Source organism: Enterobacter cloacae complex sp. 385G4 (genome assembly GCF_057320665.1).
This window is the reverse complement of sequence record NZ_JBXWDD010000002.1, coordinates 159,708-178,237: the sequence shown is the minus strand read 5'-3', so window position 1 is coordinate 178,237 and position 18,530 is coordinate 159,708. Positions and strand designations below refer to the sequence as shown.

15 protein-coding genes are annotated in these 18,530 nt (G+C 56.9%); 10 read left to right on the top strand and 5 right to left on the bottom strand.

The features are described 5' to 3' along the window. Nucleotides 1-9: 9 nt before the first annotated feature. The 3 genes from AC2FAJ_RS08740 to AC2FAJ_RS08730 all read right to left on the bottom strand — a co-directional run bounded on the left by AC2FAJ_RS08740 (nucleotide 10) and on the right by AC2FAJ_RS08730 (nucleotide 2,982). Nucleotides 10-753: a type 2 GTP cyclohydrolase I gene (locus AC2FAJ_RS08740; protein ID WP_028012373.1), complete on the bottom strand. Its 744-nt coding sequence runs from the start codon at nucleotides 751-753 to the stop codon at nucleotides 10-12. Between the two features lie 10 nt (nucleotides 754-763). Beyond that, on the bottom strand, nucleotides 764-2,176 hold the full coding sequence (gene phrB, locus AC2FAJ_RS08735; protein WP_485454040.1) for a deoxyribodipyrimidine photo-lyase: 1,413 nt from the start codon (nucleotides 2,174-2,176) through the stop codon (nucleotides 764-766). Nucleotides 2,177-2,775: 599 nt separating this feature from the next. Further along, nucleotides 2,776-2,982, bottom strand: a complete 207-nt coding sequence (locus AC2FAJ_RS08730) for a YbfA family protein (protein ID WP_014069366.1) — start codon at nucleotides 2,980-2,982, stop codon at nucleotides 2,776-2,778. 309 nt (nucleotides 2,983-3,291) lie between these two features. Between AC2FAJ_RS08730 and kdpF the strand changes: the two genes are divergently transcribed. The 9 genes from kdpF (at nucleotide 3,292) to potE (ending at nucleotide 15,224) form a co-directional block, all read left to right on the top strand. Next, nucleotides 3,292-3,381 (top strand): K(+)-transporting ATPase subunit F, encoded by a 90-nt coding sequence (gene kdpF, locus AC2FAJ_RS08725; RefSeq protein ID WP_320734805.1) that lies wholly within the window; start codon nucleotides 3,292-3,294, stop codon nucleotides 3,379-3,381. Further along, the gene (kdpA, locus tag AC2FAJ_RS08720; RefSeq protein WP_485454039.1) at nucleotides 3,381-5,060 is read left to right on the top strand and encodes a potassium-transporting ATPase subunit KdpA; all 1,680 of its coding nucleotides are present in this window, start codon (nucleotides 3,381-3,383) and stop codon (nucleotides 5,058-5,060) included. Before kdpF ends, kdpA begins: the two co-directional genes overlap by 1 nt. Nucleotides 5,061-5,078: 18 nt before the next feature. Further along, nucleotides 5,079-7,127, top strand: coding sequence for a potassium-transporting ATPase subunit KdpB (gene kdpB, locus AC2FAJ_RS08715; protein WP_485454038.1), 2,049 nt, complete (start codon nucleotides 5,079-5,081; stop codon nucleotides 7,125-7,127). 12 nt (nucleotides 7,128-7,139) lie between these two features. Further along, a complete protein-coding gene (gene kdpC, locus AC2FAJ_RS08710; RefSeq protein WP_048957829.1) occupies nucleotides 7,140-7,715 on the top strand; it encodes a potassium-transporting ATPase subunit KdpC in 576 nt (191 codons plus the stop codon). Further along, entirely contained in the window at nucleotides 7,716-10,403 is a 2,688-nt protein-coding gene (gene kdpD, locus AC2FAJ_RS08705; RefSeq protein ID WP_485454037.1) for a two-component system sensor histidine kinase KdpD, read from the top strand. Further along, entirely contained in the window at nucleotides 10,400-11,077 is a 678-nt protein-coding gene (gene kdpE / locus AC2FAJ_RS08700) for a two-component system response regulator KdpE (RefSeq protein ID WP_485454036.1), read from the top strand. The genes kdpD and kdpE overlap by 4 nt, the downstream gene beginning before the upstream one ends. Before the next feature lie 279 nt (nucleotides 11,078-11,356). Then, nucleotides 11,357-11,461, top strand: a complete 105-nt coding sequence (gene speFL, locus AC2FAJ_RS08695) for a leader peptide SpeFL (protein ID WP_003858645.1) — start codon at nucleotides 11,357-11,359, stop codon at nucleotides 11,459-11,461. Nucleotides 11,462-11,715: 254 nt separating this feature from the next. Continuing rightward, entirely contained in the window at nucleotides 11,716-13,914 is a 2,199-nt protein-coding gene (speF, locus tag AC2FAJ_RS08690) for an ornithine decarboxylase SpeF (protein ID WP_485454035.1), read from the top strand. After that, nucleotides 13,911-15,224 carry a putrescine-ornithine antiporter gene (gene potE, locus AC2FAJ_RS08685; RefSeq protein ID WP_485454034.1) on the top strand — a complete coding sequence of 438 codons (1,314 nt, stop codon included), beginning with the start codon at nucleotides 13,911-13,913 and terminating at the stop codon, nucleotides 15,222-15,224. The genes speF and potE overlap by 4 nt, the downstream gene beginning before the upstream one ends. Nucleotides 15,225-15,328: 104 nt before the next feature. Here the strand turns inward: potE and pgm are convergent, their stop codons facing one another. Then, nucleotides 15,329-16,969, bottom strand: coding sequence for a phosphoglucomutase (alpha-D-glucose-1,6-bisphosphate-dependent) (gene pgm / locus AC2FAJ_RS08680; protein ID WP_062935923.1), 1,641 nt, complete (start codon nucleotides 16,967-16,969; stop codon nucleotides 15,329-15,331). 24 nt (nucleotides 16,970-16,993) lie between these two features. Beyond that, a complete protein-coding gene (gene seqA, locus AC2FAJ_RS08675; protein ID WP_041910775.1) occupies nucleotides 16,994-17,542 on the bottom strand; it encodes a replication initiation negative regulator SeqA in 549 nt (182 codons plus the stop codon). A 183-nt stretch (nucleotides 17,543-17,725) separates the two neighbouring features. Here seqA and ybfF point away from each other — a divergent pair, with 183 nt between their 5' ends. Then, nucleotides 17,726-18,499 carry an esterase gene (gene ybfF, locus AC2FAJ_RS08670; RefSeq protein ID WP_059355280.1) on the top strand — a complete coding sequence of 258 codons (774 nt, stop codon included), beginning with the start codon at nucleotides 17,726-17,728 and terminating at the stop codon, nucleotides 18,497-18,499. Nucleotides 18,500-18,530: the final 31 nt, after the last annotated feature.

Sequence of the window (18,530 nt, the reverse complement as noted above, 5' to 3'; positions counted from 1 at the left end):
TACCTCTCATCAGGCCGGATTAGGGATATCAATAAAGGTCACATCCAGATCGGTATTTTCCGTCAGCCACTCGCTGAGGGCGCGAATACCGCCGCGCTCGGTAGCGTGGTGGCCTGCCGCGTAGAAATGCAGCCCCTGCTCGCGGGCAGAGTGAACCGTCTGTTCGGAGACTTCGCCGGTAATAAACGCATCAACACCAAAGCGCGCGGCGCTGTCGATAAAGCCCTGGCCGCCGCCGGTACACCACGCCACGCGCTTCACGGTATCCGGCCCGGTATCTCCGCACCACAGCGGACGGCGCCCCAGCCGCGCTTCGATCCACGATGCCAGCTCCAGCCCCGGTACCGGCATCGACAGTTCGCCCCACGGCACCAGCGGCTCGATTTCACCCATCACGGTAATCCCTAACAGCTGTGCCAGCTGGACGTTATTTCCCAGTTCAGGATGCGCATCCAGCGGCAGATGGTAACCGTACAGGTTGATATCATTCGACAGCAGCGTTTTGAGGCGGTTGCGCTTCATGCCGCGGATAATCGGCGATTCGTTTTTCCAGAAGTAACCGTGATGGACAATCACCGCGTCGGCTTCCTGACGCACCGCCTCATCCAGCAGCGCCTGGCTTGCCGTCACGCCGGTGATGATTTTCTGCACCGTTTCGCGCCCTTCGACCTGCAGGCCATTCGGGCCATAGTCGCTAAAGGAGGCGGTATTAAGTTTTTCGTTAATCAGGCGTTCCAGTTCACTGTTTTTCATCATCATTCTCTCAAACTTTTCGGGCGGCTTCGTACGCCGCCAGCGTGGCGACGCGCGCCTGTTTATGGTCGACAATCGGGCGGGGATAATCGAGCTTTACGCCCTGTTTATCCGCCCATGCCCACGGGTCATGGATCGCTTTTTCAGGAACGTTCCTGAGCGCGGGCAACCAGCGGCGAATAAAGTCGCCGTTGGCATCAAATTTTTGCCCCTGCGTGGTCGGATTAAAAATCCTGAAATAGGGAGCCGCATCGGTGCCGGTAGAGGCCGCCCACTGCCAGCCACCGTTATTCGCCGCCAGATCGCCATCGATCAGCTGAGAAATAAAATAGCGCTCTCCGATTCGCCAGTCGATAAGCAGATCTTTCACCAGGAAGCTCGCGGTAATCATTCGCAGACGATTGTGCATCCACCCGGTTTCATTTAGCTGGCGCATAGCGGCGTCCACAATCGGATAGCCCGTCTCCCCTTTTTGCCAGGCCTGTAAAAGTGCCTCATCGTGCTGCCATTTTACGCTGTCGGTCCACGCAATGAACGGACGATGCTTACAGAGATTGGGATGGTACGTCATCAGATGGCGGTAGAATTCACGCCAGATAAGTTCGTTCAGCCACACCGAGCCCGCACCACCGTCCAGCGCCTGCGGCTGTTCGGCCAGAAGACGATGCAAACACTGGCGAGGAGAGAGCACGCCCAGCGCCAGGCAGGCCGATAACCGGCTTGTCCCTTCAATTGCCGGGAAATCCCTGCGCGCGTCATATTCTCCCGCGCCCTGCTTGCAAAACTGGCGCAGCTTCGCAATAGCGGCCTTCTCACTGGCAGGGAACAGAAGTTCATCAAATGCCCGTTGGGGATAGTTGAACGTTAATTCGGGGAGATCGGTTATAGCCTCTCCTCTGGCGGCGGGCGCGGGTACGCACTCCGGCAGCGCCTCTTTCAGGCGCTTAACAAAAGCATTTTTAAACGGCGTAAACACTTTATACATTTCGTGACCGCCGGTCATAACGCTGCCCGGTGCCAGCATCACGCTGTCATCAAATCCCTCACAAACCACCTTTCCCAGCATTTTCTCCAGCTGGCGGTCCCGCTGCTGTTCGTTCAGTTCGTACTGGTAGTTATAAAAAAGATGCGTGACGCCGTTCTGCTGGCATATCTCCTGCAGCATGTGAAGCTGCGCGGTAAAATCGCTGACCTCTTTGTAGATAAGAGGTATGCCTTTCTCGGCAAGCGCGTGCTGCAGTTCGTTCAGGTGTGATTTGAGGTAAGCCGCCTGCCGTGGAGCCATATCATGCCGCTGCCACTGCTCAGGCGTGGCGATAAATAGCGCCAGTACGCTGGCGTCATCAGAGCGGCAGGCTGCCGCGAGAGCGATGTTGTCATGTACGCGCAAATCCGCGCGAAACCAAACCAGATGGGTGGGCATAAAACTCCAGGCTATTGTCCATTATGTCCATAAGGGCATGCCATACAAGGAAAAAGCATGCATTGAATTACTTTGCCATGAAGTGTAGACGGGATGAAATAAAAAAGGCCGCCCGGGGCGGCCTTAACGCTACTTGTCCTGCGCTATCGTGGTTAAAGCGACAAACGCATTAGGTTCATCACTCTTTACAACGAGTACGCTGGCGACAATGAACGCGATGCATATATAGCGTTTCACTATGCGGTCCCTGCTGCTAACCGCTCCACCGTTCACCACCGGTGATAAATCGGTGGACACAAGCCCTGACGAGAGCCTGACTTACGGTTGTGGTGACGCCTTTCCCGGGACCGGTGCCCATGTGCGAGATGGCGGAAAGGGACGCTGCATAGTAGTTGGCCCTGGTGTAAAACGTAATCCACCGAAAAGGTTTTTAAGAATATATTTAGGGAGTTGCAGTTTGATTACTTAAGGACCCGAGATATTCTTGGAAGCCTCTGACGAGGGCTTGAAGACCACCCAACGGACCGCGAATCCCGAGGGACAAAAAAACCGCCATATTGCTATTGGCGGTTTTTTTATGGCTACGCGTCAGCGTTGTATCAATAGAAATCGCAGGTCGCTTTCTCTGCCTGATCCATCCACACCGGCTTCTCGCTGGTTTTCGCCCAGACGCGGTGCAGATAGCTATAAAAACGCGCGCGATCTTTCCAGAACAACATCACCGGCAGGGCCAGCACGCCAGCCACTACGGCGAAAGTGCGACGCATGAACACGATATGAGCCGGATACTCTTTATAAAGATCCATATTTTTCTCCCCTGTAGTTGGCCGGAAACCTTCTCCGGAAAATGTGAAATCTGTGACCTGGATAAAATAATATCGCTTTGTTTGTAATTTTACTACTCATCCGACCACTTATTTTCGTCCGTTTAGCAAAAATTTACACTCGCACCGTAATTAAGTTACAAAAAAGTTAACGATTTACTTATCAATAGTTAAATTGTGGGCTTTGCCATTTTTATACTTTTTTTACACCCGCCCTTCTCATTTTTGCGAAATCTTTGCGCCATAAATCCTACCGTTAGCACAACAACAAAAGTCACCCGGAGGTGGATTGTGAGTGCAGGTATTATTGCCGGCATCGTGCTGGTGTTCCTGTTATTGGGTTATCTGGTCTATGCCCTGATTAACGCGGAGGCATTCTGATGGCTGCTCAGGCGTTTTTGCTTATTGCCAGCTTCTTAGTGGTATTGTTCGTTCTGGCAAGACCACTGGGCTCGGGACTGGCGCGATTGATCAACAACGTCCCCCTGCCCGGCACGGGAAGCGTTGAAAAAGGGATCTGGCGCGTACTGGGGATAGTCGATCGAGAGATGAACTGGCGTGAATATCTGATCGCTATTCTGCTGCTGAACATCGTTGGGCTTTTTGCACTTTTTGCCATGCTGATGCTGCAGGGCATCCTGCCGCTGAATCCGCAACGGTTACCGGGCCTGTCCTGGCATCTTGCGCTGAACACGGCGGTCAGTTTTGTTACCAACACCAACTGGCAGTCCTATGCCGGTGAAACCACGCTGAGCTATTTCAGCCAGATGGCTGGATTAACCGTGCAGAACTTCCTCTCTGCAGCCAGCGGTATCGCGGTAATTTTCGCGCTGACGCGCGCGTTTGCACGTCAGAAAATCGGTACCCTGGGTAACGCCTGGGTGGATCTGACGCGCATTACGCTGTGGATCCTGCTGCCGATTGCGTTGCTTATCGCGCTGTTCTTTATTCAGCAGGGCACCCTGCAAAACCTGCTGCCTTACGCCCCGTATACCTCGCTGGAAGGAGCAAAACAGCTCCTGCCGATGGGCCCAGTGGCGTCGCAGGAAGCCATCAAGATGCTCGGCACCAACGGCGGCGGATTCTTCAACGCCAACTCGTCGCATCCGTTTGAAAACCCTACCGCCCTGACCAATTTTGTGCAGATGCTGGCGATCTTCCTGATCCCCGCCGCGCTCTGTTTCGCCTTTGGTGATGTGGTCAACGATCGCCGTCAGGGCCGCACACTGCTCTGGACCATGTCGCTGATCTTCGTGGTCTGCGTGGCGCTGGTGATGTGGGCTGAATGGAGCGGCAACCCCCATTTCATGCAGCTTGGGGCGAACAGCACTATTAATATGGAAGGCAAAGAAAGCCGCTTCGGCATTCTTGCCAGCAGCCTTTATGCAGTCGTCACTACAGCAGCCTCGTGCGGGGCGGTGAACGCCATGCATGACTCTTTCACCGCGCTGGGCGGCATGATCCCGATGTGGCTGATGCAGATTGGCGAGGTGGTATTTGGCGGCGTGGGCTCCGGTCTTTACGGCATGCTGCTGTTCGTGCTGCTGGCGGTGTTTATTGCCGGTCTGATGATTGGCCGCACCCCGGAATATCTGGGTAAAAAAATCGACGTTCGCGAGATGAAATTAACCGCGCTGGCAATCCTGGTCACCCCGGCTCTCGTGCTGCTCGGCACCGCGCTGGCGCTGATGACCGAGGCCGGACGCAGCGGCATCTTTAACCCCGGCATTCACGGTTTCAGTGAAGTGCTGTATGCCGTCTCCTCTGCCGCCAACAACAACGGCAGCGCCTTTGCAGGCTTAAGCGCCAACTCTCCGTTCTGGAACTGTCTGCTGGCGTTCTGCATGTTCGTGGGCCGCTTCGGGATCATTGTGCCGGTTATGGCGATAGCCGGATCGCTGGTGAACAAAAAAATCCAGCCGACCACTACCGGGACATTACCGACCCACGGCGCGCTGTTTATCGGCCTGCTGACGGGCACCGTGTTGCTGGTCGGCGCCCTGACCTTTATCCCCGCCCTCGCGTTAGGCCCGGTCGCGGAATACCTCTCTTTACGCTGATTTTGCGGAGAAATTGTCATGAGTCGTAAACAACTGGCCCTGTTCGAACCGTCATTAGTTCGCCAGGCGCTCATGGATGCGGTGAAAAAGCTGAGCCCGCGCGTGCAGTGGCACAACCCGGTGATGTTTATTGTCTGGGCGGGAAGCGTCCTGACAACCGCCCTGGCGATTGTCATGGGAACGGGCCATATGCCGGGAAATGCGATGTTTACCGGCGCCATCAGCCTGTGGCTGTGGTTTACCGTGCTGTTCGCCAACTTTGCCGAAGCGCTGGCGGAAGGCCGCAGTAAAGCCCAGGCCAATAGCCTGAAAGGGGTGAAAAAAACCGCCTTCGCGCGCAAGCTACGTGAACCGAAGTACGGTGCGCAGATGGACCACGTTCCGGCGGATGAACTGCGTAAAGGCGATGTGGTGCTGGTGGAAGCCGGTGACATCATCCCGTGCGACGGCGAAGTCATTGAAGGGGGCGCATCGGTGGATGAAAGCGCCATCACCGGCGAATCCGCGCCGGTGATCCGCGAGTCCGGCGGCGATTTCGCCTCCGTGACGGGCGGGACGCGCATTCTCTCCGACTGGCTGGTGATCCAATGCAGCGTTAACCCGGGTGAAACCTTCCTCGACCGGATGATCGCCATGGTGGAAGGCGCACAGCGCCGTAAAACACCGAACGAGATTGCCCTGACCATCCTGCTGGTGGCCCTGACCATTGTCTTCCTGCTGGCAACCGCCACACTGTGGCCGTTCTCCGCCTATGGCGGTACCGCGGTCACCGTCACGGTGCTGGTGGCGCTGCTGGTCTGCCTTATCCCCACCACCATTGGCGGCCTGCTGTCGGCCATCGGCGTGGCTGGCATGAGCCGCATGCTCGGTGCCAACGTCATCGCCACCAGCGGGCGTGCCGTAGAAGCCGCCGGTGACGTGGATGTGTTGCTGCTGGATAAAACCGGCACCATTACCCTCGGTAACCGCCAGGCGTCGGATTTCTTACCCGCCCCGGGCGTGGATGAAAAAACGCTGGCGGATGCGGCACAGCTCTCCTCGCTTGCCGATGAAACCCCGGAAGGCCGAAGCATTGTCGTTCTCGCCAAGCAGCGCTTTAACTTGCGCCAGCGCGACGTTCAGAGCCTGCATGCCACCTTCGTGCCGTTTACGGCGCAAACCCGAATGAGCGGGATTAACATTCAGGATCGCATGATCCGTAAAGGCTCTGTTGACGCCATCCGTCGCCACATTGAGGCCAACAATGGCCACTTCCCGCCTGAAGTGGACAACCTGGTCGAAAGCGTTGCCCGTCAGGGGGCCACGCCGCTGGTGGTGGCAGAAGGCGCGAACGTGCTGGGCGTAATTGCCCTGAAGGATATCGTCAAAGGCGGCATTAAAGAGCGCTTTGCCCAGCTGCGTAAAATGGGCATTAAAACGGTGATGATCACCGGGGATAACCGTCTTACCGCCGCGGCGATTGCCGCCGAAGCGGGCGTGGATGATTTTCTTTCCGAAGCCACGCCGGAAGCCAAGCTGGCGTTGATTCGTCAGTATCAGGCGGAAGGTCGTCTGGTGGCGATGACGGGTGACGGTACCAACGATGCCCCTGCCCTGGCGCAGGCCGACGTGGCGGTGGCGATGAACTCCGGTACCCAGGCAGCAAAAGAGGCGGGCAACATGGTCGACCTCGACTCTAACCCGACCAAGCTGATTGAGGTGGTGCACATCGGCAAACAGATGTTGATGACGCGCGGTTCGCTGACCACCTTCAGTATCGCCAACGACGTGGCGAAGTATTTCGCCATTATCCCGGCGGCCTTTGCGGCCACCTATCCGCAGCTCAATGCGCTGAACGTGATGCACCTGCACTCTCCGGCATCGGCCATTCTGAGCGCGGTGATTTTCAACGCCCTGATCATTGTCTTTCTTATTCCGCTGGCGCTGAAGGGCGTGAGCTATAAGCCGCTGACCGCCGCCGCCATGCTGCGCCGCAACCTGTGGATTTACGGCCTGGGCGGGCTGGTGGTGCCTTTCATCGGTATCAAGGCTATCGACCTGCTGTTGACCCTGTTCGGGCTGGTTTAAAAGGTGAATCAAATGACGATGTTACGCCCCGCTATACTTCTGTTTATTCTGCTGTCTCTCATTACCGGCGGGCTGTACCCGCTGGTAACCACCGCGCTGGGCCAGTGGTGGTTTAAGGATCAGGCCAACGGCTCGCTGATTATACAAAACGGCGAAAACCGCGGTTCACGCCTGATTGGTCAGAACTTTACGGATGCTCGCTACTTCCAGGGACGCCCTTCCGCCACTGCCGAAAGCCCGTATAATCCGATGGCATCCGGCGGCAGTAACCTGGCGGGCAGCAACCCGGAGCTGGACAAAGCCGTCGCTGAACGCGTGGCAACCCTGCGTGCCGCCAATCCTCAGGCCAGCCGCGAGGTGCCCGTAGAGCTAGTGACCGCCTCGGCCAGCGGGCTGGACTACAGCCTGACGCCGGCAGCGGTGGCCTGGCAGATCCCGCGCGTCGCCGCCGCCCGTCAGTTGACCGTGGAACAGGTGAGCAAGCTGGTGGCAGAGCACACGCAAAAGCCGCTGGTCAACTTCATCGGCATGCCCGTGGTAAATATTGTTGAGCTGAATCTGGCGCTGGACGCGCTAAGGAAAAACTAAATGACCGACGAGCCCATGCGCCCGGATCCGGACAGGCTGCTTGAACAGACGGCTGAAGCCCATCGCGGCAAACTGAAAATTTTCTTTGGCGCCTGCGCGGGCGTCGGGAAAACCTTCGCCATGCTGACGGAAGCCCAGCGGCTTCGGGCGCAGGGGCTCGATATTCTGATCGGCGTGGTCGAAACCCACGGACGCAAAGAGACGGCGTCGCTGCTGAAGGGGCTGGCTACCCAGCCGCCCCGCCGCATCAGCCATCGTGGTCGTTTAGTTACGGAGTTTGATATTGATGCCGCCCTCGCCCGCCGTCCCGCCCTTATCCTGATGGACGAACTGGCGCACAGCAATGCGCCAGGCTCACGCCATCCCAAACGCTGGCAGGATGTTGAAGAGCTGCTCGAGGCCGGCATTGATGTGTTCACGACGGTTAACGTTCAGCATCTTGAAAGTCTGAACGACGTAGTCAGCGGCGTGACCGGCATTCAGGTGCGCGAGACGGTGCCCGACCCGTTCTTTGATTCTGCCGATGAGGTGGTGCTGGTTGACCTGCCTCCTGACGATTTGCGCCAGCGCCTGCACGAAGGAAAGGTTTATATTGCCGGCCAGGCCGAGCGCGCCATCGAACATTTCTTCCGCAAAGGTAACCTGATTGCCCTGCGCGAGCTGTCCCTGCGGCGTACTGCCGATCGCGTTGACGATCAGATGCGCGCCTGGCGCGACCTGCAGGGACAGGAGCGCGTCTGGCATACGCGGGATGCTATTCTGCTGTGCGTGGGGCACGGCAGCGGCAATGAAAAACTGGTCCGCACCGCTGCGCGCCTGGCGGCCAAATTTGGCAGCGTCTGGCATGCGGTGTATGTCGAAACGCCGCAGCTGCACGCTCTGCCCGAAAATCAGCGCCGCGCGATCCTGAGCTCGCTGCGCCTGGCGCAGGAGCTGGGTGCCGAAACCGCTACCCTTTCCGATCCGCAGGAAGATAAGGCCATTCTGCGCTACGCGCGGGAGCATAACCTGGGGAAAATTGTCATTGGCCGCCGCCAGCATCGCCGCTGGTTTAGCCGCGAATCCTTTGCCGACAAGCTGGCCCGCCGCGCGCCGGATCTGGACCTGGTGATCGTGGCGCTGGATGATAAACCTGCTCCCCTCCCCAGCCGCGCGCCGGACAGCCGGGCCTTCAGCGATAAATGGCGCATTCAGCTCCGCGGCTGTTTTGTCGCCGTCGTGCTCTGCGCCCTGATCACTATAATCGCCAGCAAATGGCTGATTGCCTTCGACGCGGCCAACCTGGTGATGATCTACCTGCTGGGCGTGGTAGTGGTGGCGCTCTTTTACGGACGCTGGCCGTCGGTACTGGCGACGGTTATTAACGTCATCAGCTTCGATCTGTTCTTTATTGCCCCCCGCGGGACGCTCGCCGTCTCGGACGTACAGTACATCCTCACCTTCGCCGTGATGCTTACCGTCGGGCTGGTGATCGGGAACTTAACGGCTGGCGTGCGCTACCAGGCGCGTATCGCCCGCTATCGCGAACAGCGCACGCGGCATCTTTATGAGATGTCGAAATCGCTGGCGGTAGGCCGCACGCCGCTGGATATTGTGCAGACCAGCGAGCAGTTTATTCGCTCGACCTTTCATGCCAGCAACCTGATTTTACTCCCGGACGATCACGGCAAGCTGCGCCCGCTGACGTCGGCCTCGGGCATGACGCCCTGGGACGAAGCCATCGCCCGCTGGAGCTTTGATAAAGGGCTACCGGCGGGTGCAGGGACCGACACCCTGCCCGGCGTGCCCTATCAAATTCTGCCCCTGCGCAGCGCCGATAAAAACCTGGGGCTGGTTATCGTGGAGCCCTCCAATCTGCGCCAGCTGATGATCCCCGAACAGCAGCGACTGCTGGAGACCTTTACGCTGCTGGTTGCCAGCGCGCTGGAACGGCTGGCCCTCACCGCCAGCGAAGAGCAGGCCCGGCTGGCAAGCGAGCGCGAAAGCATCCGTAACTCGCTCCTGGCGGCGCTGTCTCACGACCTGCGCACACCTCTTACCGTCCTGTTTGGCCAGTCGGAAATCCTGACGCTGGACCTGGCAGCGGAAGGTTCAAAACACGCCATGCAGGCCAGCGAAATCCGTCAGCACGTGCTCAATACCACGCGTCTGGTGAATAACCTGCTCGATATGGCGCGGATCCAGTCGGGCGGTTTTAACCTCAAAAAAGAGTGGCTCACGCTTGAAGAGGTGGTGGGCAGCGCGCTGAAAATGCTCGAACCCGGCCTCGGTGGGCGGCATATTGCGCTGAACATGCCCGAGCCCCTGACGTTAATTCACGTCGACGGTCCGCTGTTTGAACGAGTGTTGATTAACCTGCTGGAAAACGCCGGCAAATATGCAGGTGCCAGCGCCCGGATTGGGGTGGATGCGACGGTGGACGACGACACGCTTCGTCTTGACGTCTGGGATACCGGACCGGGCATTCCTGCCGGACAGGAGATGGCTATTTTCGAAAAATTCGCACGCGGCAATAAGGAGTCTGCCATCCCGGGCGTGGGGCTGGGGCTGGCGATTTGTCAGGCAATAATTGATGTTCATGGCGGAACCATTTTCGCGGAGAATCGTCCGGAAGGCGGCGCGCGTTTTTGTGTTACACTTCCTCTGGAAACCCCGCCGGAACTGAATGAATTACCAGAGGATTTGTGATCAACGTTCTGATTGTTGAAGATGAGATCGCCATTAGCCGGTTTCTGCGCGCAGCGCTGGAAGGCGATGGTCTGCGCATTCATGATGCGGGTACGCTTCAGCGGGGGTTAATTGAAGCCGCAACCCGCAAGCCGGACCTGGTGATCCTCGATCTTGGCCTGCCGGACGGTGACGGCATCGATTTTATCCGCGAGGTACGTCAGTGGAGCCAGATGCCGATTCTGGTGCTCTCCGCCCGTACTGAAGAGACGGATAAAATCGCCGCGCTGGATGCCGGGGCGGACGACTATCTGATAAAACCTTTTGGTATCGGCGAGCTACAGGCTCGCCTGCGCGTGGCCCTGCGCCGCCACAGCGCAACCACGCCTGCTGACCCAACCTACACGTTTGGGGATATCCGGGTTGATCTGGCCGCGCGACGTATTGTGCGCGGTGAAGAAGAAATCCATCTCACGCCAATCGAGTTTCGCCTGCTCGCCGTGCTGCTTAATAATCACGGTAAAGTACTCACCCAGCGCCAGCTGTTAAGTCAGGTGTGGGGACCCAACGCGGTGGAGCATAGTCACTATTTACGCATATATATGGGACATCTTCGCCAGAAACTTGAAGTTGACCCCGCGCGCCCCCGTCATTTATTAACTGAAACCGGTATCGGTTATCGGTTTATGCTTTGAATAACTATTCAATTTATTTTTAAATAAAAACGAAACCTCTCAGAAAATATTTCACAAATATCCCAACCGTTATTTTTTTTGATTATTTACGCTCACATCAAACATTCACAACACAATCTATTAACGCGACACTAACAATTCAGAATTTTGATCTGCATTATTCATCAAAAACGACTAATTATTTCTGAAATGATCGGTTAATAGTGATCTGCTTCACGGTTAATCGCCTTTGCCTGGATAAAATGACCATGCTTTCAATTACTGAAAGGAAAATGAAACATGGAAAACAACAATCGCTTAATGCCCCATATAAGGCGGACAACGCATATTATGATGTTTGCCCACCGAAACTGCTTTGACTTTCATCTCTTTAATGCCCGGTAGTCCTTCGACTTCTGGCGCACTCGCTTACAGGTTATCCTGAAAAACCTTAGCTTACAGGCAATTGCCTGTGAACTCGTGCGCTCATTCATCTTGATTCAGACTCATCCGCATCGGGCGGACTGAATTTCAATCATCAAAAAAGCAATTCACTGATTTTAATCAGCGGCTACCCATTGCTTTTTTTCCGGAAAATTATCGATTTCTTTCTTGCAAGAAATCGAGGGACGCTTATTACCTAAAATAAAGAGAGAAAGATGAAAAATTTAAAAATCGCAGCCAGCCGTGCATGTCCGGACTGCTTTACTACCCAGCGTGAAGTGGTGGATGTCCGCGCTTCTGATTATATTGATGTTGCCGCCATTGTTCTGGCGGTCACGGATATTGCCAGCGGTATCCTGGAAGAAATAGAAGCTACCGGTTTTGGCATTCCCGTATTTGTGGCGACGCACAAAGAAGAGATCATCCCGGCAGATTATTTATCGCGCATTCACGGCGTATTTGAGCATTCAGACACCAGCAAAGACTTTTATGGACGCCAGCTGGAAGCGGCCGCGCAGAAGTATGAAACCCAGCTGCGCCCGCCGTTTTTCCGCGCCCTTGTCGACTACGTGAAGCAGGGCAACAGCGCGTTTGACTGCCCGGGGCATCAGGGCGGGCAGTTTTTCCGCCGTCATCCTGCCGGCAATCAGTTTGTCGATTTCTTTGGCGAGACGTTATTCCGCTCCGATCTGTGCAACGCCGACGTGGCGATGGGGGATCTGCTGATCCACGAAGGCGCGCCGTGCATTGCCCAGCAGCATGCGGCAAAAGTCTTTAACGCCGATAAGACCTACTTCGTGCTGAATGGCACCTCGTCGTCCAACAAAGTGGTGCTTAACGCCCTGCTCACACCAGGCGACCTGGTGCTGTTTGACCGTAATAACCACAAGTCTAACCACCACGGTGCCCTCCTTCAGGCTGGGGCAACGCCGGTCTATCTGGAAACCGCGCGCAACCCGTACGGCTTTATCGGCGGCATTGACGCGCACTGCTTTGAGGAGAGCTACCTGCGTGAACGGGTGGCAGAGGTGGCGCCTGGCCGTGCACGCGATGCGCGTCCGTTCCGCCTGGCGGTGATCCAGCTGGGCACCTACGATGGCACCATCTACAACGCCCGTCAGGTGGTGGATAAGATTGGGCACCTGTGCGACTACATCCTGTTTGACTCGGCCTGGGTGGGTTACGAGCAGTTTATTCCGATGATGGCCGACTGCTCGCCGCTGCTGCTGGAGCTGAACGAAAACGATCCGGGGATTCTGGTCACCCAGTCCGTGCATAAACAGCAGGCTGGCTTCTCGCAGACCTCGCAAATTCACAAGAAGGACAGCCACATCAAAGGCCAGCAGCGCTATGTCCCACATAAGCGGCTCAACAATGCCTTTATGATGCACGCCTCCACCAGCCCGTTTTATCCGCTGTTTGCCGCGCTGGACATTAACGCCCGCATGCATGAGGGGCAAAGCGGCCGCAACATGTGGATGGACTGCGTGGTGACGGGCATTGAGGCGCGCAAGCTGATCCTGGAGAACTGCCGATTTATTCGTCCATTTGTGCCCGAGACGGTGGATGGCCGTCCGTGGGAAAGCTGGGACACGGCGGAGATTGCGACCGATCTGCGCTTCTTCCACTTCGTACCGGGTGAAAACTGGCACGCTTTTGAAGGCTACGCCGAGCATCAGTATTTTATCGACCCGTGCAAGCTGCTGCTGACCACGCCGGGCATTAACGCCCGCACCGGGGAGTATGACGACTTCGGCGTGCCCGCCACCATTCTCGCCAACTTCCTGCGTGAAAACGGCATCGTGCCGGAAAAATGCGATCTCAACTCGATCCTGTTCCTGCTTACCCCTGCGGAGGACATGGGCAAGCTGCAGCAGCTGGTCGCCCAGCTGCTGCGCTTCGAAAAACTGCTTGAGAGCGATGTGCCGCTGAAAGACGTCCTGCCCTCCCTCTACAAACAGCATCCGGAACGTTACGCGGGTTACACCCTGCGCCAGATCTGCCAGGAGATGCACGACCTGTACGCCCGTCACAACGTGAAGCAGCTGCAAAAAGAGATGTTCCGCAAGTCTCACTTCCCGCGCGTGATGATGAACCCGCAAGAGGCGAACTACGCCTACCTGCGCGGTGAGGTCGAGCTGGTCTCCCTGCGCGACGCGGAAGGCCGCATCGCCGCCGAAGGTGCGCTCCCTTACCCACCGGGGGTACTGTGCGTGGTTCCAGGGGAAGTCTGGGGCGGTTCCGTGCTGCGCTACTTTGCCGCGCTGGAAGAAGGCATCAACCTGCTGCCGGGCTTCGCGCCGGAGCTGCAGGGCGTGTACGTCGAGGAGTGTGACGGTCGCAAACAGGTTCGCTGCTACGTCATCAAACAATCCGCTGCTCAGCCATCGCTGCTGAAAGGAGAAAAATTATGAGCAAGTCCAATAAGATGGGCGTGGTGCAGCTGACTATCCTCACCATGGTTAACATGATGGGCTCCGGGATTATCATGCTGCCCACCAAGCTTGCCGAGGTGGGGACCATCTCGATCATCTCCTGGCTGGTGACGGCTGTCGGATCGATGGCGCTGGCGTGGGCGTTTGCCAAGTGCGGGATGTTCAGCCGCAAGTCAGGCGGCATGGGCGGCTATGCCGAGTACGCCTTCGGCAAGTCCGGCAACTTTATGGCGAACTATACCTATGGGGTGTCGCTGCTGATCGCCAACGTGGCGATTGCCATCTCCGCCGTGGGCTACGGTACGGAGCTGTTTGGCGCGACGCTCAGCCCGGTGCAAATTGGGCTGGCGACCATCGGCGTGCTGTGGATCTTTACCGTCGCTAACTTTGGCGGCGCGCGCATCACCGGACAACTCAGCAGCATCACCGTCTGGGGCGTGATCATCCCGGTGGTCGGTCTGTGCATCATCGGCTGGTTCTGGTTTAGCCCGACGCTTTACGCCAACTCCTGGAACCCGCACCATGTGCCGTTCTTCACCGCCGTGGGCTCGTCTATCGCCATGACGCTCTGGGCTTTCCTGGGCCTGGAATCCGCCTGCGCAAATGCGGAAGTGGTGGAAAATCCGGAGAAGAACGTGCCGATTGCGGTTCTCGGCGGGACGCTGGGCGCGGCGGTGATCTATATCGTTTCAACCAACGTGATAGCGGGGATCGTGCCAAACATGGATCTGGCTAACTCCACGGCACCGTTCGGACTGGCCTTTGCGCAGATGTTCACCCCGGAGGTCGGGAAAGTGATCATGGGGTTGATGGTGATGTCCTGCTGCGGATCGCTGCTTGGCTGGCAGTTCACCATTGCACAGGTTTTTAAATCTTCGGCAGATGAAGGCTATTTCCCGAAAATCTTCTCCCGCGTGACCAAAGCCGATGCGCCGGTGCAGGGTATGCTGGCAATTGTCATCTTCCAGAGCGGATTATCGCTAATGACCATCAGCCCGTCGCTGAACAGCCAGTTCAACGTGCTGGTCAACCTGGCGGTGGTGACGAACATCATCCCGTATATTCTGTCGATGGCGGCGCTGGCGATCATTCAGAAGGTGGCGAAGGTGGATCCGCACAAAGCGCGAGTAGCGAATATCGTGGCGCTGGTTGGGGCGATATACAGCTTCTATGCGCTCTACTCGTCCGGACAGGAGGCGATGCTGTACGGGGCGATAGTGACCTTCATGGGCTGGACGCTGTACGGTCTGGTGTCGCCGAGATTTGAATTGAAGAACAAACACAGTTAGGTAAAAGCAAAACGGCAACCCTGAGGTTGCCGTTTTTAGTGTTTTCTCCCTCTCCCCGCGGGAGAGGGCCGGGGTGAGGGCATCAGCCCGCACCAGAACACGACTTATGCGTTTTTCAGCACTTCGCTGACAATCTCTACCGCTTCTTTCTCAATCTGCTGGCGATGCTCAGCGCCGAGGAAGCTTTCGCAATAGATCTTGTACGCATCTTCCGTACCGGACGGACGCGCGGCGAACCAGCCATTTTCGGTCATCACTTTCAGGCCGCCGATAGACGCACCGTTACCGGGTGCCGCCGTCAGACGCGCGGTGATCGGATCGCCTGCCAGGGTGCTTGCGCTGACCATCTCCGGAGAGAGTTTGGACAGAGCCGCTTTCTGGGCAGAGGTCGCGCCAGCCTGAATACGGTTATAGCTTGGTGCACCAAAGCGTGCAGCCAGCTCGTTGTAATGTTCCTGCGGGTTTTTACCGGTAACCGCGGTAATCTCCGCCGCCAGCAGGCACATGATGATGCCGTCTTTATCGGTTGACCACGGGGTGCCGTCGAAACGCAGGAAGGACGCGCCTGCGCTCTCTTCGCCGCCGAAGCCAAAGCTGCCGTCGTGCAGACCGTCAACGAACCACTTGAAGCCTACCGGCACTTCCACCAGCTTGCGGCCCAGCGCGTCCACCACGCGGTCGATCATCGCAGAAGAGACCAGCGTTTTACCGACAGCCACCTCTTTGCCCCACTGCGGACGGTGCTGGAACAGGTAGTTGATCGCAACAGCCAGATAGTGGTTCGGGTTCATCAGCCCGGCAGGGGTGACGATGCCGTGACGGTCATAGTCCGGGTCGTTAGCAAACGCCAGGTCGAATTTATCGCGCAGCGCCAGCAGGCCCGCCATCGCGCATTCGGAGGAGCAGTCCATACGGATCGCGCCGTCTTTGTCCAGGTGCATAAAGCGGAAGGTCTGATCGACGTGATCGTTCACGATGGTCAGATCCAGCTTGTAGTGCTCGGCGATGCGCTTCCAGTACTCAATACCGGAGCCGCCCAGCGGATCCACGCCCAGCTTCAGGCCAGCTTTCTGAATCGCCGCCATATCGACGATATCCGCCAGCCCTTCCACAAACGGCTGAACCAGATCCTGCTCTTTCACGTGGCCGGAGGCCATCGCCTCATCAAGAGAAATACGTTTAACGCCTTTCAGACCGTCGGCCAGCAGCGCGTTTGCACGATCTTCCACCACTTTGGTGACGTTAGTGTCAGCCGGGCCGCCGTTAGGCGGGTTGTATTTGATACCACCGTCTTCCGGCGGGTTGTGGGATGGCGTGATGACGATACCGTCAGCCTGCGCGCCACCTTTTTGGTTGTGCACAAGGATCGCGTTTGATACCGCCGGTGTTGGAGTAAACCCATTGTTCTCCTGAACAATCACGTCCACACCGTTCGCCGCCAGCACTTCCAGCACGGAAATAAACGCCGGTTCAGACAGCGCATGGGTATCTTTGCCCACGTAGCACGGACCGGTAACGCCGTTTTTAGCGCGCTCTTCCGCAATGGCCTGAGCAATGGCCAGAATGTGCGGTTCGTTAAAGCTGTGGCGCGCCGCGCTGCCGCGGTGACCAGATGTACCAAACTTCACTGCGTGTTCTGCGTTGCCCACGACCGGTTTCAGCACGTAATACTGCGCGGTCAGCTGAGCGACGTTAATCAAATCGCTTTGTTGTGCAGGTTGGCCTGCACGGCTGTGATTTGCCATTACCGGGTCCTTATGATGCAAGGGTTAAATTGTACCGCAAACCTTTTCAATCAATTCCGCCGGGAACTGCATGGACTGCATGATGTGTTCAATCATGCTGCACTTGCGGCCCGTATTGGTATTGGTGATCACCCAGTACGGAGTGCCAGGGACATGTTTAGGTTTGGTTTGATTGCCATTTTGCAGCAGCGTCTGCTCGTCGCCCGCGAAATAGACGCGGGTACGGCCGTGCAGCGACTCGGTCGCTTCAGCAAACGCTTTGTTATCCAGGGAGTAAAGTGTAGACAGCACCAGCATAAAACGGTTAACCGCCTTTTTCTGCTCCGCATATTCGTCGGAGAGCAGCAGTTCGCGCATCGCGCGCACTTTATCTTTTACCGGCGTCACGGCAGGTTTTGCTTGTACAGCAACGCTCGGCTGAGACACGACATCTTTGGTAACTGGGGTGGCAGGCTGTGAAGCGGCGGAAATTTTAAGCATGCGCCGTAAAATGTCGGACGCGCTCTCCCCGATATGCCGCGTCTGGCTGGCAATATACTGATAGAGTTCGTCATCAACTTCGATTGTTTTCATCTTAATCCAGTGCGATATCTTATCTGAATACAAGTCATTGGGATTATAAGGTCAAATCCCAACAGCGGATAGCGTCAAACCAGGTTGGCGGCAAAAGTCAGATTAAACTGGAACCTTGCAGCCGGGCGGCAGAATGGTCAACATGATACCCTAACCTGACATACGTAAAAAAAGAACTTTGCCATGAAATTGAATACCCGAGCGCAAACTGCACAATCGCCGAACAATAATTCCCCCATCGTGCTGGTTCATGGACTTTTTGGCAGCCTGGATAACCTGGGCGTGCTGGCCCGCGATTTGGTTACCGATCACGATATTTTGCAGGTCGATATGCGCAACCACGGGCTTTCCGGCCGCTCAGACGAGATGACCTATGCGGCAATGGCGCAGGATCTGCTGGATACGCTGGACGCGCACAACCTGCAGAAGGTGACCCTCATCGGGCATTCAATGGGCGGTAAAGCGGTTATGGCGCTCACCGCGCTGGCGCCAGAGCGAATTTCCGGGCTTGTCGTGATTGACGTTGCGCCTGTGGATTACGACGTTCGCCGTCACGATGAGATTTTCGCGGCGATCAATGCCGTAACCGAAGCTGGCGTTTCCACTCGTCAGCAGGCGGCAGCGGTTATGCGTGAGCATCTTGATGAAGAAGGCGTGGTGCAGTTCCTTTTGAAGTCGTTTGTTGACGGGCAGTGGCGTTTTAACGTGCCGGTGCTGTGGGATCAGTACAACCACATCGTGGGCTGGGAAACCGTTCCCGCCTGGCCACACCCTGCCCTCTTTATTCGCGGCGGTAACTCTCCTTATATTACCGACGCGTACCGCGACACGCTGCTGGCACAATTCCCGCAGGCGCGCGCCCACGTCATTGCCGGTGCCGGACACTGGGTGCATGCGGAAAAACCAGATGCTGTACTGCGCGCCATTCGCCGCTATCTCGCTGATACTGCAAATTGATTAAAAAGAGAGCGACTGGAAGATGACGGGC

What these genes read in the sequence shown, in the direction of transcription:
- AC2FAJ_RS08740 (WP_028012373.1), bottom strand. Translation starts at nt 753, where the DNA reads ATGAAAAACAGTGAACTGGAACGCCTGATTAACGAAAAACTTAATACC.
- phrB (WP_485454040.1), bottom strand. Translation starts at nt 2,176, where the DNA reads ATGCCCACCCATCTGGTTTGGTTTCGCGCGGATTTGCGCGTACATGAC.
- AC2FAJ_RS08730 (WP_014069366.1), bottom strand. Translation starts at nt 2,982, where the DNA reads ATGGATCTTTATAAAGAGTATCCGGCTCATATCGTGTTCATGCGTCGC.
- kdpA (WP_485454039.1), top strand. Translation starts at nt 3,381, where the DNA reads ATGGCTGCTCAGGCGTTTTTGCTTATTGCCAGCTTCTTAGTGGTATTG.
- kdpB (WP_485454038.1), top strand. Translation starts at nt 5,079, where the DNA reads ATGAGTCGTAAACAACTGGCCCTGTTCGAACCGTCATTAGTTCGCCAG.
- kdpC (WP_048957829.1), top strand. Translation starts at nt 7,140, where the DNA reads ATGACGATGTTACGCCCCGCTATACTTCTGTTTATTCTGCTGTCTCTC.
- kdpD (WP_485454037.1), top strand. Translation starts at nt 7,716, where the DNA reads ATGACCGACGAGCCCATGCGCCCGGATCCGGACAGGCTGCTTGAACAG.
- speFL (WP_003858645.1), top strand. Translation starts at nt 11,357, where the DNA reads ATGGAAAACAACAATCGCTTAATGCCCCATATAAGGCGGACAACGCAT.
- speF (WP_485454035.1), top strand. Translation starts at nt 11,716, where the DNA reads ATGAAAAATTTAAAAATCGCAGCCAGCCGTGCATGTCCGGACTGCTTT.
- potE (WP_485454034.1), top strand. Translation starts at nt 13,911, where the DNA reads ATGAGCAAGTCCAATAAGATGGGCGTGGTGCAGCTGACTATCCTCACC.
- pgm (WP_062935923.1), bottom strand. Translation starts at nt 16,969, where the DNA reads ATGGCAAATCACAGCCGTGCAGGCCAACCTGCACAACAAAGCGATTTG.
- seqA (WP_041910775.1), bottom strand. Translation starts at nt 17,542, where the DNA reads ATGAAAACAATCGAAGTTGATGACGAACTCTATCAGTATATTGCCAGC.
- ybfF (WP_059355280.1), top strand. Translation starts at nt 17,726, where the DNA reads ATGAAATTGAATACCCGAGCGCAAACTGCACAATCGCCGAACAATAAT.